Origin of the sequence: Conexibacter sp. W3-3-2, from assembly GCF_009707605.1 — a bacterium.
Classification (GTDB): domain Bacteria; phylum Actinomycetota; class Thermoleophilia; order Solirubrobacterales; family Solirubrobacteraceae; genus Paraconexibacter; species Paraconexibacter algicola.
The window spans coordinates 2,335,226-2,348,059 of record NZ_WLYW01000001.1 but is presented as its reverse complement, the minus strand read 5'-3'; the positions used below and the strand labels follow the sequence as shown (position 1 = coordinate 2,348,059).

Here is a 12,834-nt window from a genome sequence, read left to right as displayed (position 1 = left end):
GGCCTCCCGTGCCGAGTCGCGTGCGTCCGTCGCACTGGTCGTGGTGGTCTGTTGGGTCTCAGCGGCTGCCGAGGACGAACTCGCCGCCCGGGCTGCTGCTCGGGTTCTTGACGGTCGTGGCCGCGGTGGTCGCGCGCGGCGTCGGGGCCGGGGACGTCGTGACGGGCTGACGGGCCGTGACGGTGCGGGGGGCGGTGGTCGTGACCGCAGCGGCGGTCCTGGTCGTCGCGCTCGGAGTCTTCGCCGTGGCCCGCCGGGGGCGCGGCTTGGCTGTGCGCTTCGGCGGGGCCTTCTTGGCGGTGGTGTTCCGCTTCGGCGGGGCGGCGGTGGTCGCCAGGACGGCGTCCCGCATCTGACTCGTCACGGCCGGGGCTGGGGCGTTGAGGGCGGCGCGTTCCTGCTGTTGACGGTCGTGTGCGAGCTTGTAGACGCCGGCGAAGCTGCCGGCGACGGCGAGCCCGGCGAGTCCGAGGCCGGCCTTCGCGGTGACGCCGGCGATGACCGAGCCGAACGAGACGGTCGGTGCGACGGGCGCGAGGACCGTGCCGCCGAGCTGCGCGCCGACCCCGGCGCCGCCGGCGGCCGACGTGCCGGAGCCGGCTGTGCCCGTGGCGGCGGCGGCGACGCTGCCGCCGGTCAGGGTCTTGCCGGCGGCCAGCAGGAGGACGGGGACGGGCAGGACGACGAGGGCGCCGTTGGTGCCGATGGTCTCCTCGAGGCCGAGGAGCCGCTGGCAGGCGGTGCAGTGCTCGACGTGGCGCTTGAGCTCGCGGGCGCGTTTGCCGGAGAGCTGGCCGTCGGCGTACTGCCACAGGAGCTTGGCTTCCTGTTCGGAGACCTTCTGGCCGTCGGCGTGCTCGATGAGCATTCGGCACAGGCGGCGGGCGCGCATGAGCGCTTCGCGGGCCTGCTGGTGGGTGACGCCGAGGTCGGTGGCGATCTCCTTGCAGTCGTCGCCCTGGGCGGTCTTGAAGAGGACGCGCTGTTCGAGGTCGCTGAGCGTGGCGATGGCGGCGACGAGCGAGGCCTTCTCGAGGAACGCGAGCTGGTCCTTGACGAGCGACTGGGCGGCGATCGCCTTGCCGAGGTCGCGGGCGAGCTGCTCGGCGGCTGGGGCCGGGCGGGCGTGGCCGTCGAGGTCGGCGAAGTCGACGACGATCTCCCCGGCGCGGGGGGAGCCGTCGCGGCCGGTGCGCTTGCGGATCGCTTCGAGCGCGGCGATGCGCAGGGCTTGGCGGGCGAACCGGATGCGCTCGCTCTCGTCGGTGGGCCATTCGTCCCACTCGTTCCAGATCTTGATGAGGCCCTCTTGGAGGGCGTCTTCGGCGGCGCCGGCGTGGGGGCCGTTGAGGCGGCGGGCGACGTAGTCGGCGAAGAGGAAGTAGTTGGCGTCGACGAACGCGCGGAAGGCGCTGTGGTCGGCACGCTGGAGGCCGGTGGCGCTGGCATGGTCGCGCGGTGCGTGCGGGTCGCGGCGCGCCGGCTCGCGAAGCGTGAGCGGTGTGATCGGCGTGGGCGATGCGATGGGCATGCCCTGGTCTTGGAGCTGGGACCGCGGAGTGTTGCCGCGGTCCCAGCGAGTCGTGTAGCTCGGCATCCGTGCCGTCCCCCTGTGCGTGTGGTGCTGCCGTCTCGCTGGGCGTTCCGTGCCCGGTGGCGAGTGCGGCGCTGCGTTGCCACCACGAGGGATAGGGCACCGATGACGGGCTGTCACGCGGGCTCGACACCTCCGCTGGCTGCTCAGCCAGTGTCCATAACGAGGCGTCCAGACGGCGGTCGCGAGCCACGATCTTCATTTCTGGTCGGGCAGATGCCCACTGCACAGATCGCGCCGGCGCGCGGAGCGGGATCCCGCAAACAGCGCAGAACCCGGACGGAATTCGACGAATGTACGAGAGGAATTCCTGGTCAGGCCGCGACGGACACGCCCGCCGCGTATTCAGCCGCCGGTGAGCTTGCCGAGCTTCCGGGTGGGAACGAGTGCGCGCACCTCTTCGAGCTGGCGCTCGAGGTCGCGGTTCCTCGCGCGCGCAACCTCGAGCTCGGCCTTCGCCTCGTCCCGGGCGGCGGTCAGCGATGCCGTCAGCTCGGCCGTGTTGCTTCCGACGTGGGTTTCGACTGCCGCGAGACGATTTGCGAGTGCGGTGAGCGCTTCAGCTTGGTCTCGCAGCTGGGCGTCGTTCGTCGATGCTCGAGTCCGTTCCTCGTCGAGGAATCGTTGTAGGGCGGCGAGGGCGTCGTTCGTGCGCGCTTGGGTGGACGCGAGTTCTGCGGTGTCGAGTTCGGCGTACCGCTGCTCGGCGCGTTCTCCGGCAGCGAGAACCTGCTGCTGGGCGGCGACGAGGGCGGTGGCGGATTCGCTGAGCTCCTGCGCGGTGCGGGCGATCGATTCGGCCGCGGCGGCGAGACTGCTCGATAGCTCGGCCTCCTCTCGTCCGCGCTCGATCGTGGCGGACAGCTCGTCGGCGAGTTCACGGACAAGTTGCTCGGCCTCGACGAGGAGCTGGCCCGGTGTCTCGTGCTCATCTGGTGCGTTCAACGTTCCTCCATGGTTGGTCTTCGCGCAGGGCCCGAAGGAGCAGGTTCATTGCCACGAGGTGGTCCGGACCTTCTGGCTCCCCCGTTGGCGAGTATGTCTCTGGCGTATGCGGCGTGGGTGGTTCGCGGCAGGCACTCGCCGAGTGCCGCCAGTACGGACGCCCTCCCCTGCCTTGAGTCGCTCGTTCGTCGGAGCGCCCACTCTGCGACGGCTGTCGCGTCGTTCTCGCTAAGGCTGTACTGCAGAAGCACACGTTGATCGAGAGCGCGTCGAAGCGCGAGGCCGGCGCGCGCGTGGGCGTCGACGGTGAGCTCTGCCGCGGCGACGGCGAGCCACACGCCCGGATGGTCTGCGTCGTGCTCTTCGAGGGCTCGCTTGAGATCGCCGAGCGTGTCGCGCGGGTCGAATGAGTCCGTCCCTTCGATGAGGTCGATCCAGTCGAAGAGATCGACGTGCTGCTCTAGCACGAGGCCATCAATGCGTTCGGTTGCTGGACCTTGCTCGAGATGTTCGAGGATGCGTCGGCGGAGCTCCTCGCCGTCATGCAGACCGTCGTTGGCGGCCTGCCACATGTGGTACATGCCGACGCGACGCGAGTGCGCGATCGTGCTGTAGACGAAGTCGATCAGGGTGCGGCCTGCGGTCGCGACGGCTGCGCGCGTGTTTGGTGGTGACTCGTAGCGCAGGATGCCGGCGACGGCTTCGGTTCGCCCCGGATGAGTGCGGCGTACCCATGCGAGAAGCGCCTCGAAGATCTCGGCGGGGCCGGCGCTCGACCGTTGGACACGGAAGGCCTTGGATCCGTAGTCGACACGGTACTGCGAGACGGCGCCGAGCACCTTGAGTCGCATAAGGGCTCGTTCGAGAGCTTCGTTGGCGTCGCTGTCGTCGTAACCCCGGCTGTTCGTCAAGAAGGGGAGTTCGACGCTGCCCTTCGCTTTGTCGACGCCGATTCGCGCTGCGGTCTCGTTGAGCGTCGAGAGTTCCTTGTCGGGCCCGGCGAATGACTTCTTGTGGAAGAAGAGCTGGGTGTCGAGATCGGCGGCTTTGGCACCGCCGCGGTCAAGTCCGTCGGGATCGATGAGGAAGTCGGCGCTGGCGTCGGCGTTGGCGGCCGTCACGAGAACGCAGGTACTAGCGTCCCCGTCGCGGCCGGCCCGGCCGACCTCTTGGTAGTAGGCCTCGATCGAGCCGGGCATTCCCGCGTGCACGACCCACCGGATGTCGGACTTGTCGATGCCCATTCCGAAGGCCTTCGTGGCGACCATGACGTTCGTAGCGCCCGAGAGGAATGCGTCGAAGCTCTCCCGTTTTGTCTTGGCCCAGTCGCCCGGGTAGTTCTTCGGTCGCTTGCCCGCGAACCACCCCACGCGTTTCGAGAGTGCATGTTCGAGATCGGTACCGATGCGGGCTAGCCCGCCGGTGTCGTCGAGCGTCGCGGTGAAGACGATCCCGGCTGAGCCGTCGCTCGCGAGGGACGCGGCGACGTCGACTGCGGCGCGTGCGATCGCGGCCTTCGTCGGCTCAGCGGCGACGACGTCGAACGACAGTTCCTCGCGGTTGAACGACGAGGTTCTGATCTCGGCGCCAACGTCTGTGGCGTCGATCTGGAGCTCGAGCTTGACGTCGCGAAGTACGGGTGCGGAGGCGGTTCCGGTGAGGGCTAGGATCGGGAGTCGCGGCGCACTCTCCGGCGTTGTGGCTTCGTGGAGTGTTCGTCCGAGTTGGAGGTAGGCGCAGCGGAAGTCGTGGCCCCACTCGCTCACGCAGTGCGCTTCGTCGACAACCGTGAGTGTGGTGTCGCGGTAGCGGCGTCCCGCCTCGAGCTTGGCTCGGAACTGGTCGATGAGTAGTCGTTCGGGAGTGACGAGCACGAACGCCGGGAGTCCTTCGCTGATCCGCCGCTCGGCTTGCGCGCGTTCATCCTTGTTTCGGTCGCTGGTCAGCCACTCGACGCGTTCGATGCCGATTCGCGCGAGGCTTCGTGCCTGGTCTTCGATGAGCGCCTTCAGCGGGAAGACGCAGACGGTGCTGCCTCCGAGAAGCAGCCCTGCGAGCTGGTACACGAGGCTCTTGCCCGCACCCGTCGGCAGAAGGACGACGGCGTCACGGCCCCGCAGGACACGTTGGATCGCTTCGGCCTGGCCGAAGCGCGGCGCGGTCTTGCCGCCGACCTCTTGAAACAGGACTTGGATACAAACCGCCGTCTCGTCTTCTTGCTGTGGCTCGGGCATGTGCTCGGCGCCGCCGCGCACTGTCGCCGGCGCGACCGCCACGGGGGCGCCTGCGGTGCGCAGGACGATCGTCGGAGTGCCATCGGTGGAGGGGAGCGCCTCGACGCCGGTCCGCAGCGTCTCGACGACGAGCCGCAGGGCGACGCGGACATCGGGGTGATCGGGAACGACGTGCCAGCGAGCTCCGCCCTGCGTGAGCGTGAGGCGCTCATCCCCGCGCCGGATCTGGAGCTTGTTCGGCATGAGGTCTGCTGCCCAGAGCCGGTCGATGCTAAGGAGCAGATCGAGTTGTGGGACCAGAACGTCGAGCGGGATCTCGGTGCCCGTCAGTTGGACCCCGACGGCTTCGACTGGATCGATGGCGCCTTCACTCAGGGCGAGCGTCAGTCCGAGGGCGACGCGCGCGGCGTCGATTGGTTGGGCCGTCATCGTCACGAGGAGTGAATCGACGGGCTCCGGGTCGGGCCATGAACCCTTGAGCGCAGCCAGGGCGCGTGAGTCCTCGGGAGCGGTGAGGTCCGCCACTGGAACACGGATGACGGTGAATCCCGCCGACTGGAGCGCGCGATCGCGAGCGCGGTCGACGGCGCGGGCCTGGTCGTGCTGCGCTCCGTCGATCTCGACGATGAGCCGGATCGCGGTACCTGGGGGCGCGGCGACGAAGTCGGGACGTCGGTAGTCCTCCTCGGCGTCGTGGCCGAGCAGAGCTGCCATCGAGGGTTGAGGGATGAACCAGCGGGCGGCACTGGGGCCGAGCAGTCGAGGAACGATGTCGTGGAGGAAGCGACGTTCGGCATCTGAGCCGAGGTCGAGTTCCGGGCTGAGCGCTTCGACGGGATCTCCGAGCAACGCCCACCGGAGGTGGTGCTCGCTCGGTGCCCGTGCGAGGCCGATCTGGGTCGTGCCGTCGGCCGCTTCACGTACGAGGGAGTCGATTCGAGGCAGTCCGTGAAGCAGGCGGGCTTCAGCTCCATAGGCCAAGTGCGGAGCGTCGGCTCGCTGAAGGATCGCTCGGATCGAGCGGATGGTCGCCAGCTGGAGCGGCCCCGCCGATCTGCGGCGCGGCCAGGTGGCTGCGATGAAGGCGGGCGCCGCCTCCGACGCGGCGCGGTGGACGCCCGGGACGGATGCGAGACGCGCGGCTACTGGTTCGACCCAGCAGGTCCAGCCGTCTCGTTGCTGCGTCCCGTCAGTCCATCCTTGGTGCAGAAGCCCATCGTCGGCCACTGGAATGTCTCTCGCCGCGGGCACGCTTGGTGACGCGACCGGGGCGGGAGGTTGAGGGGCGGCTTCGATCGTCGTTTCCCCAGGGGTGGGGCGGCGCGAGGCCGCGGGCTTCGCTCGTTTGGACCCGGGCCGGGTCCTGGGGTCAGGCTCGTCGACCGGCAGGCCAAGAGCCTCGAGGCTCACTGGGTCCAGTCGCGAAAAGAGCTGCCACGCCGTGGTCTCCAAGCCACGGTGCGCTTTGTCGTCCGTCGTGCCGAGCACATCGCGGTGGCGGTGCGCGAGCCGGACGAGTTCGTCGACGGTCGACGTCGCAGCTCCGTGTTGCTCAGCGATCTCGACGGCGCGGGGCGAAGGGGCGCTGTTCAGCCAGTTGCGTAGCGCAACGCCGTCGGCATGGGACGTGGTAACCAGGAGCCAGAGTGCTTCGGCGCCGGACTGCACCTTTTTCGATGCGAAGTCTCCGGTGCTGTGACGGTGCAGATAGAGCAGCGGCCGCGAGGTCGTTGCGAACCCGGTTGTGCCGTCGGGGTTCTCGAAGCCGATGACGACTCGTCGGTCGCCGTGTGCGTCCCCGCCGGCCTTCATCGCGCAAGAACGCGGAAGGACGGCCGGGAGCAGGACATCTCGGGAACCTATCTTCCGGGAGCGGCTCCGGGGCAGCGGATTGCCGACGACTGTCGCGGTGGCACCGCCGGTTGAGCGGCGCCGTCACGCGGCGCGCGGAAGGTGGTCGTAGACGTCGCTGGGACTGAGCTCGGCGTCTGGTGCGGGGCGGAGTGCGTCGCGCAGAAGCCGTCCTTCTTGGATCTGCGTGAAGGTGAGGACCTGGACGCGGTCCATGATGCGGTCGCCGTGTGCGGCGCGGAGGGTCTTGGCGATCCAGGCGGCGCGTTCGTCGGTGGGGCAGGCGAAGAGGACGCCGGTGGCGTCGGGGTCGGCGAGGAAGGTGCTGAGCTTGCCGAGGATCCGCTGGCGGCTGTAGTGGCCGAGGTCGATCTCGAGCATCACGGTGCGCCGACCGGTCGTGTCGGGGCGGGCTTGGTAGGTGGCGTCGGGGCGATGGCGGCGGTCCCCGGGGAGGTCGAGCAGGTGATCAGGGCGCAGCGGGGTGCCGAGGAGTTCGCCGACGCGGTTGACGGCGAGCTGGTGCGGGATGGCGGCTTCGTCGAGGTCGCCCTTGACGCTGCGTCCGCGAAGCACGCTGCCGGCGAGGGACCGGCGGCGCAGTGCGGCGATGCCGCGTGGGGTGAGCGTGTAGGCGTGGACCCAGCCGCTCTCGTCGTCGCCGGAGTGGACGAGCGCGGCGGGTGGGCGTTCCAGGTAGATGCGGTTGAGGAAGCCGTCATTGACGAGGACGCCAAGCCGACGCCGCGCGGTGTCCTGGGCGGCCGTGGGCCAGTGACGGGCGTGGATGCTGCCGAGGCTGTCGGCTCGGCGTTCGAGGAGGTCCTCGAAGATCTGGGTGTCGCGGGCGGTCAGCCGCACGCCTTTGTCGCGGCGCGGTCTACGCATGGCGGCGCTCGACGTTCACGACGGTGGCGGGGTAGGCGGTGCGTCCGTTGACCTGACGGATGAGCGCCTCCCCCGTCGCAAGCTCGGTCACGTGGGTCGGGGTGAACCGCGGGGTGTCGCGCAGCTCGCTGCGGACCGAGGGAAGGGGCGCGGGGTCGAGGATCGATCGGGGCGCGGTGGTGGTGGAGCGCTGCTCGGTCTCGTGTTCGCCGAACGCGCGCGACCAGTGCTCGGCGTCGAAGGGCAGGGCGCCGGGGGTGACGATTTGGGTCGAGGCGTTGGCGAGGAGCTGGTCGCGGTAGTCGATGTGGAAGTCGGCGATGGTCTGGGTGCTCATGACGGCGGCGCCGCCGCGGGAGCGGGCCTGGGCGAGGAACTTCGTGAAGGCGGGGCTGACGAAGTTGTGGAACTCGTCGAGCACGGCGACCTTCGTCACCTCGGGCGTCGAGCTGAGGACGGCCTGCTGGAACTGCGCGAGCGCGACGCGACCGAGCGGCTCGGCGATCCCGGGGAAGGTGCCAGCCGGGAGGAGCATCGCGATCGACCGTCCGGCGCAGATGTCGGCGAGTGTGAAGTCCGAGCGGGAGCAGAGCCGGTCGAAGGGCGGGGTGAGGAAGACGGCGATGCGGTTCTCGAGGTTCGAGAGGACCGCGGCGCGCTCCTTGGCGGGGAGCGTGGCGAGGGTGCGGACCTGGGCGGCGAGGAGCTTGAAGCGTTCGCGGGCGAGGTCGGTGGCGTGCTCGTCGAGCAGGCCGTCGAGGCGCTTGGCGAGCTCGTCGAGCTGGCCGTCGGTGAAGAGGACGTGGTGCAGGGCGGCGATCGTCGGGGTGGCGGCGCGGGGCATGAGCAGCGTCTCGTCGATCGCCGGTGAGGGGCGGTTGTTGTTGGTGATGAAGTCCAGGAGCGCTTCGGGGGTCTGGCGCTTGCGGGTGGGCAGCCAGCGCAGCTGGTCTTCGCAGGCTCCGACGCCATAGGTGAGCGCGTGCGTCGCCTCGCTCTCGGAGAGGCCGGCGACGAGCAGCGCGGTGCGGACGTCGTCCTCGCTCGTGGTCGGTGGGTGTTCAAGACCGAGCCCGGTGTAGGCGATGGCGGGTGCGACCGTGCGGATGGCGAACGCGCCGCGGACCTCGTAGTAGACGGCGCCGGGGAGTCCGGCGGTGGGGAAGATCGCGTCGGCGAAGCTGCGCGCGGCCGTGAACGGGTCGGGGCCGGCGAGCGGGTTCCAGTGCGCGGAGGAGGCGGGGTCCTCGGGATAGAAGACGTGGTCGAACGTGACGGCGTCGCTGCCGTGGTGGATGGGGTCGCCTTTGCCGTCCATGTAGAGGACGCCGGTGTCGCGGCGGTGCATGTGGCCGCGCAGGATCGGCGCGATGAAGCCGTAGCTCTTGCCGCGTCCGGTGGGTCCGGTGATGAGCACGTGCTGGCGGAAGCTGTCCCAGCCGAGCACGTATGGGCGCGGCCGCGCGAGCCGCCAGGCGCCGCGGACGGTCCCGATGACGATGCCCTTCCTTGGCGGGTCCGAGTGGGTGGCGAGCCGGTCTCGGACACGGGCTCGGACGGCGAGTACGGTGGTTGCGAGTGTCGTGCCGAGAGCCGCTGCGACGAGCGCTGTGATCGGGTGCCGCGCGAGCTGTGTGGCGCCGATGAAGAGCGCGAGCGCGGCGAGAACGGTGGCGACGAGGAGCGCGTCTCGGCGGGTCTGCTCGGGGTTCGGGCTTGCCGTGTGGTGGGTTGCCATGGGTCGTGCGGGTCAGGTCGTGTGAAGGGTGATGGTGGTGGCCGGTTGGCCGTGGTTGGCGCCCGCAGGGCGCCGGGGCGGCGTTGCCGCTGGGGCTGCGCGAGCAGCTGGGGGACGCGCTCTGCGCGGCCCGGGAGGCCGTCCGGCCCTCTCGCCACGGAGCCGGGCGAGCGCAGCGAGAGGGCCGACGAAGGAGGCCTGGTCCGGCTCGCGTGTGCGAGACCGAGCGCTCTGCGCGAGGTGTCCGGCCAGGACACCTCGCGCGAATCCGTCGATTTCCAGGTCTTTTCTCCCGAGGGCTGCCGGCTCCCGTGGGGGGACTTCGGTAGGGGCTCGGTGGGACATCCGAGGCTCTTGCGTAGCCCGCAGCACCGTCGTCAGTTCTCCTCGCGTCGGAAGGGGCCGGGCGTGAGGTAGCGCCAGAGGAGATCGAGCGCGTTGGCGGTCAGGGCGTCGGGCTCTTCTCCTTCGGGGACGTCGGCGTCGCCGAGGTCGTCGCGTTCGAGGTCGTCGCGCCAGGCACGCCATTCCGCGTAGGCGAGGTCGTGACGGACGCAGAAGCCGTGCGGGGCGACGGCTGTGTCGCCGCAATCGGGTCGGCGGCAGGTTGGGGCGGCGTGAAGGGTGTGCACGCCCCGTTCTTGGAGCGACGGGCGGGATGTGTTGACGCCGCTTCGCTGAACGGCGTCGGCCCGTCGTGCCCACGCGAGACACTGCTCCCGTGACGGTCACCGAACTGCTGCGACTCGCCCCTTTCTCGCTCGGGACGATCACGATCCTTCTGGCCGCAGGCGGCCTGATCTTCGGACACGCCTACGGCCGTTACGGGGATGACGCCGCGATCAGCTTCCTACTGCGATGGCGCTTCGTTGCGGCGGGTGCCGTGGTGTTTCCAACGCCAGTTCTCATGCTCGTCTCGTTCGGCCGGGGGGAGGTGCCCGCCTGGCTCACCGAGCGCGTCGCCGCCGTGCTCGTCGCTGCCGGCATCGCGGCGACGATGCTCGTCGTCGGCTACCTACTGCTGTCGGTGAGTCGGCCGGGAATGTTCCTGGCCACGGTCGGGAAGCGAGTGACGACGCGGCGGCTCAACCGTTACGCGCTCGCTGTGCGATGGCGGCAGGCCAACGAGTTCGGCTTCGACGTTGCCGGGCGCAGGTATCGCTGGTTTGGTGCCGAGATCCCGGGACTTCGGGGTGACGCCGCGAAGCCAGGCCGTCTTCGGCGCGTTCGCTGGTCCGTCGTCGAGCGCTGGATGAAGGTTCGCCGCCTCGCGCTCCGCGGCTTCCGGACCGACCCCTCGGAGATGCTTTTCGACGCCGCGGCGGCTGGCCTCAAGAACGGCAACATGCGAACTTGGCGCAGCGCGCTCGACGTCATCGGTCGACGCCTTACCACCGGCTCGCTTGATGCGGCAGCGGTTGGCCATCTCGTCGCGAACGCTCAGGCCCTCGAGGAGTCCGCACATCGGCAGGGGTCCGAGGACTGCAAGGTGCGTCTGTGCTCCGCGCTCGGGGTCGTCGGCGGGGTACCGATGTCAGATGACGCCGCCGAGGCACTCGCAAAGGGCATCTCGTCGCTCGCCGAGCGGCGCCTCGGGGAGCACCGTCCGGTCATGGCAGCGATCGATGCGCTTCGTGCGACTGCGGCGGCGAACGGGATTCCTGCCGTGAAGACCATCGGGTGGCTCGGCCAGCACCTTGCAGCGGTTCCGCCGCCCGCGGTGGTTTACGGTTTCGACGGCGATCGAATCGAGCACCCCACACGGGCGCTGTTCGCGCTGCTCGTGGAACTTGCAGGACGGGCGGACCACGACGACGATGCGCGGCTCAACGACGCGATCATCGATGCCGGCTCGATGATTGTCCGAAGGCTGCCCGGGAGCCAGGACCGCGAGACGATTGAGACGCTCGGCTTCGCGCTCGGCCGTGCAGGTATCGCCGCCGGGCGGCGGTACGGCAAAGGCGAGGACTGGCACGGGACGCACGACGCCGTTGCTGCGCTCGTCCGGGTGCACGAGGTGCTCCACGAGGCCAACAGCGGGGCAGAGCCGAGCCCGTCGGACTGGATCGCCGAGGAACTCGCGCGTATGGGCTGCTGGGTGATCCCGAACACGCGGTCGCTCGGGTTCCACATTGGGAGCGGCCTGTCCGATATGGCGGCTCTCGTCGCGCAGCGACTCCTGGAGCTGCCACACGACAGCATCGCCAGGGCATTCGTCGAACTTCAGGTCCGCCAGCACAACAGCGACATCCCGCAGGGCAACCGTGACGCGTTCATCGCCCGTTGCCAGCGGATGAGCGGCGAACTTCTCGGGATGGGCGTGTTTCTCGAAGCTCCTGATGACTCCGACGACGGCGCGTAGCCAAGCGGCGCGGGATTCGGGACCGGCAGCGCTGAGTGGAATCGAGCGTGAGCCGGGGCGATTACCTACAGCCCCGCGGGATGCCGAGCCACGAACCCGGCGCCACTCCGCGGGCCGTGCCAGCCGGGTCCGTGCCGCGGGTTCTCGCTGCTGGTGCCCCAGTAGCGATTGCCGATCTGGAGGTAGACGTGCTCGGCGTTCGCCCAGATGGTGACGTGCCGTCCGGGCCCTGGTTCGCCCCAGCGGGCGAGCCGCGCCGCTGGTCATGGTGGGGAGCTTGTAGCCGGCGCGCTGCAGGATGAGGGAGACGCTGCTTGAGCAGTCGAGGCCTTGGTCGGGGCTGGCGTAGACCTTGCGCTCGGGCGCGGCGTGCCAGCAGTACTGGCCGCGCGTTGGTCGCGCCGGCGTCACGCCGTGTCCGCCGCCGTAGCAGTACGGGATCCGGGCGCGATCCAGGGTTTCGGCGGTGGCGAGGACCGTCGCGAGCCGGTCGTCTCCGGCGGCGGGGAGGTCGGTGAGGCCGGCGGGGTCGCCGCGGTAGCGGTCGGCTTGGTCGAGGACCTGGGTGACGTACCAGGTGGCGTGGTTGTAGGCGAAGAGTGCGCGGCGCCAGTCGCGCGGGGCGCCTGAGGCCTTGAGGTAGCGGGCGGCGGCGGGGATGGCGTCGACGGGGTCGTGCGGGTTCTTGCGGCCGTCGCGGTTGCCGTCGACGCCGTAGGCGTCCCAGGTGTTGGGGTGTGGCGGGGCGATCCAGAACTGCATGGGGCCGCCGCAGCAGCCGTGGCTGTTGACGCCGGACTTCACGCCGGGGAGGGGGCTGCGGCCGTGGTCGGTCTCGATCTTTCCGACGGCGGCGAGGATCGCCCAGTCGAGTCCCTCGGCCTTCGCGGCGTCGAGGTAGAGCGCGAGGTAGTCGGCGGGGATGTCGTTGCGGGCTTCGTCGCTGAGCCCGTAGGCGGTGTCGCCGGTGGAGCTGTCGGCCTGCTCGGGGGCACCGAGGACGGTCACGACGAGCAGCAGGAGGACGAGGGCGGGGAGTGTGGCGGCGACGAGGCTGACGCGCGCGACGACCGGGCCGGTCATTCGATGCTCGCCACGCGGCAGTCTGGGCGACAGATGACGAGGAGCGCGACGTGCTCGGCGCGGCCGTCCCGCCGGATGGTCGCGAGCACGCGCCGGACGCCGGCGAACGGTGTCTGCTCGTGGAGTCGAACGAGTTCGG

At 69.9% G+C, this 12,834-nt stretch carries 7 protein-coding genes; 1 reads left to right on the top strand and 6 read right to left on the bottom strand.

The window, feature by feature from the left end:
- Positions 1 to 58: 58 nt before the first annotated feature.
- The 6 genes from GKE82_RS11405 to GKE82_RS11380 form a co-directional block, all read right to left on the bottom strand.
- Entirely contained in the window at positions 59 to 1,531 is a 1,473-nt protein-coding gene (locus GKE82_RS11405) for a zf-HC2 domain-containing protein (protein WP_196189181.1), read from the bottom strand.
- A gap of 408 nt (positions 1,532 to 1,939) precedes the next feature.
- Entirely contained in the window at positions 1,940 to 2,539 is a 600-nt protein-coding gene (locus GKE82_RS11400) for a hypothetical protein (protein WP_154733366.1), read from the bottom strand.
- Complete coding sequence (locus GKE82_RS11395) at positions 2,536 to 6,585, bottom strand: RecQ family ATP-dependent DNA helicase (RefSeq protein WP_154733365.1); 4,050 nt, start codon at positions 6,583 to 6,585, stop codon at positions 2,536 to 2,538. The genes GKE82_RS11400 and GKE82_RS11395 overlap by 4 nt, the downstream gene beginning before the upstream one ends.
- Positions 6,586 to 6,708: 123 nt before the next feature.
- On the bottom strand, positions 6,709 to 7,512 hold the full coding sequence (locus GKE82_RS11390; protein WP_154733364.1) for a replication-relaxation family protein: 804 nt from the start codon (positions 7,510 to 7,512) through the stop codon (positions 6,709 to 6,711).
- Positions 7,505 to 9,250 (bottom strand): type IV secretory system conjugative DNA transfer family protein, encoded by a 1,746-nt coding sequence (locus GKE82_RS11385; protein WP_154733363.1) that lies wholly within the window; start codon positions 9,248 to 9,250, stop codon positions 7,505 to 7,507. Before GKE82_RS11385 ends, GKE82_RS11390 begins: the two co-directional genes overlap by 8 nt.
- Positions 9,251 to 9,627: 377 nt before the next feature.
- Positions 9,628 to 9,882: a hypothetical protein gene (locus GKE82_RS11380; RefSeq protein WP_154733362.1), complete on the bottom strand. Its 255-nt coding sequence runs from the start codon at positions 9,880 to 9,882 to the stop codon at positions 9,628 to 9,630.
- Positions 9,883 to 9,971: 89 nt separating this feature from the next.
- Between GKE82_RS11380 and GKE82_RS11375 the strand changes: the two genes are divergently transcribed.
- A complete protein-coding gene (locus tag GKE82_RS11375; RefSeq protein WP_154733361.1) occupies positions 9,972 to 11,612 on the top strand; it encodes a hypothetical protein in 1,641 nt (546 codons plus the stop codon).
- The last annotated feature ends 1,222 nt before the right edge of the window (positions 11,613 to 12,834 follow it).

What these genes read in the sequence shown, in the direction of transcription:
- GKE82_RS11405 (WP_196189181.1), bottom strand. Translation starts at nt 1,531, where the DNA reads ATGCCCATCGCATCGCCCACGCCGATCACACCGCTCACGCTTCGCGAG.
- GKE82_RS11395 (WP_154733365.1), bottom strand. Translation starts at nt 6,585, where the DNA reads ATGAAGGCCGGCGGGGACGCACACGGCGACCGACGAGTCGTCATCGGC.
- GKE82_RS11390 (WP_154733364.1), bottom strand. Translation starts at nt 7,512, where the DNA reads ATGCGTAGACCGCGCCGCGACAAAGGCGTGCGGCTGACCGCCCGCGAC.
- GKE82_RS11385 (WP_154733363.1), bottom strand. Translation starts at nt 9,250, where the DNA reads ATGGCAACCCACCACACGGCAAGCCCGAACCCCGAGCAGACCCGCCGA.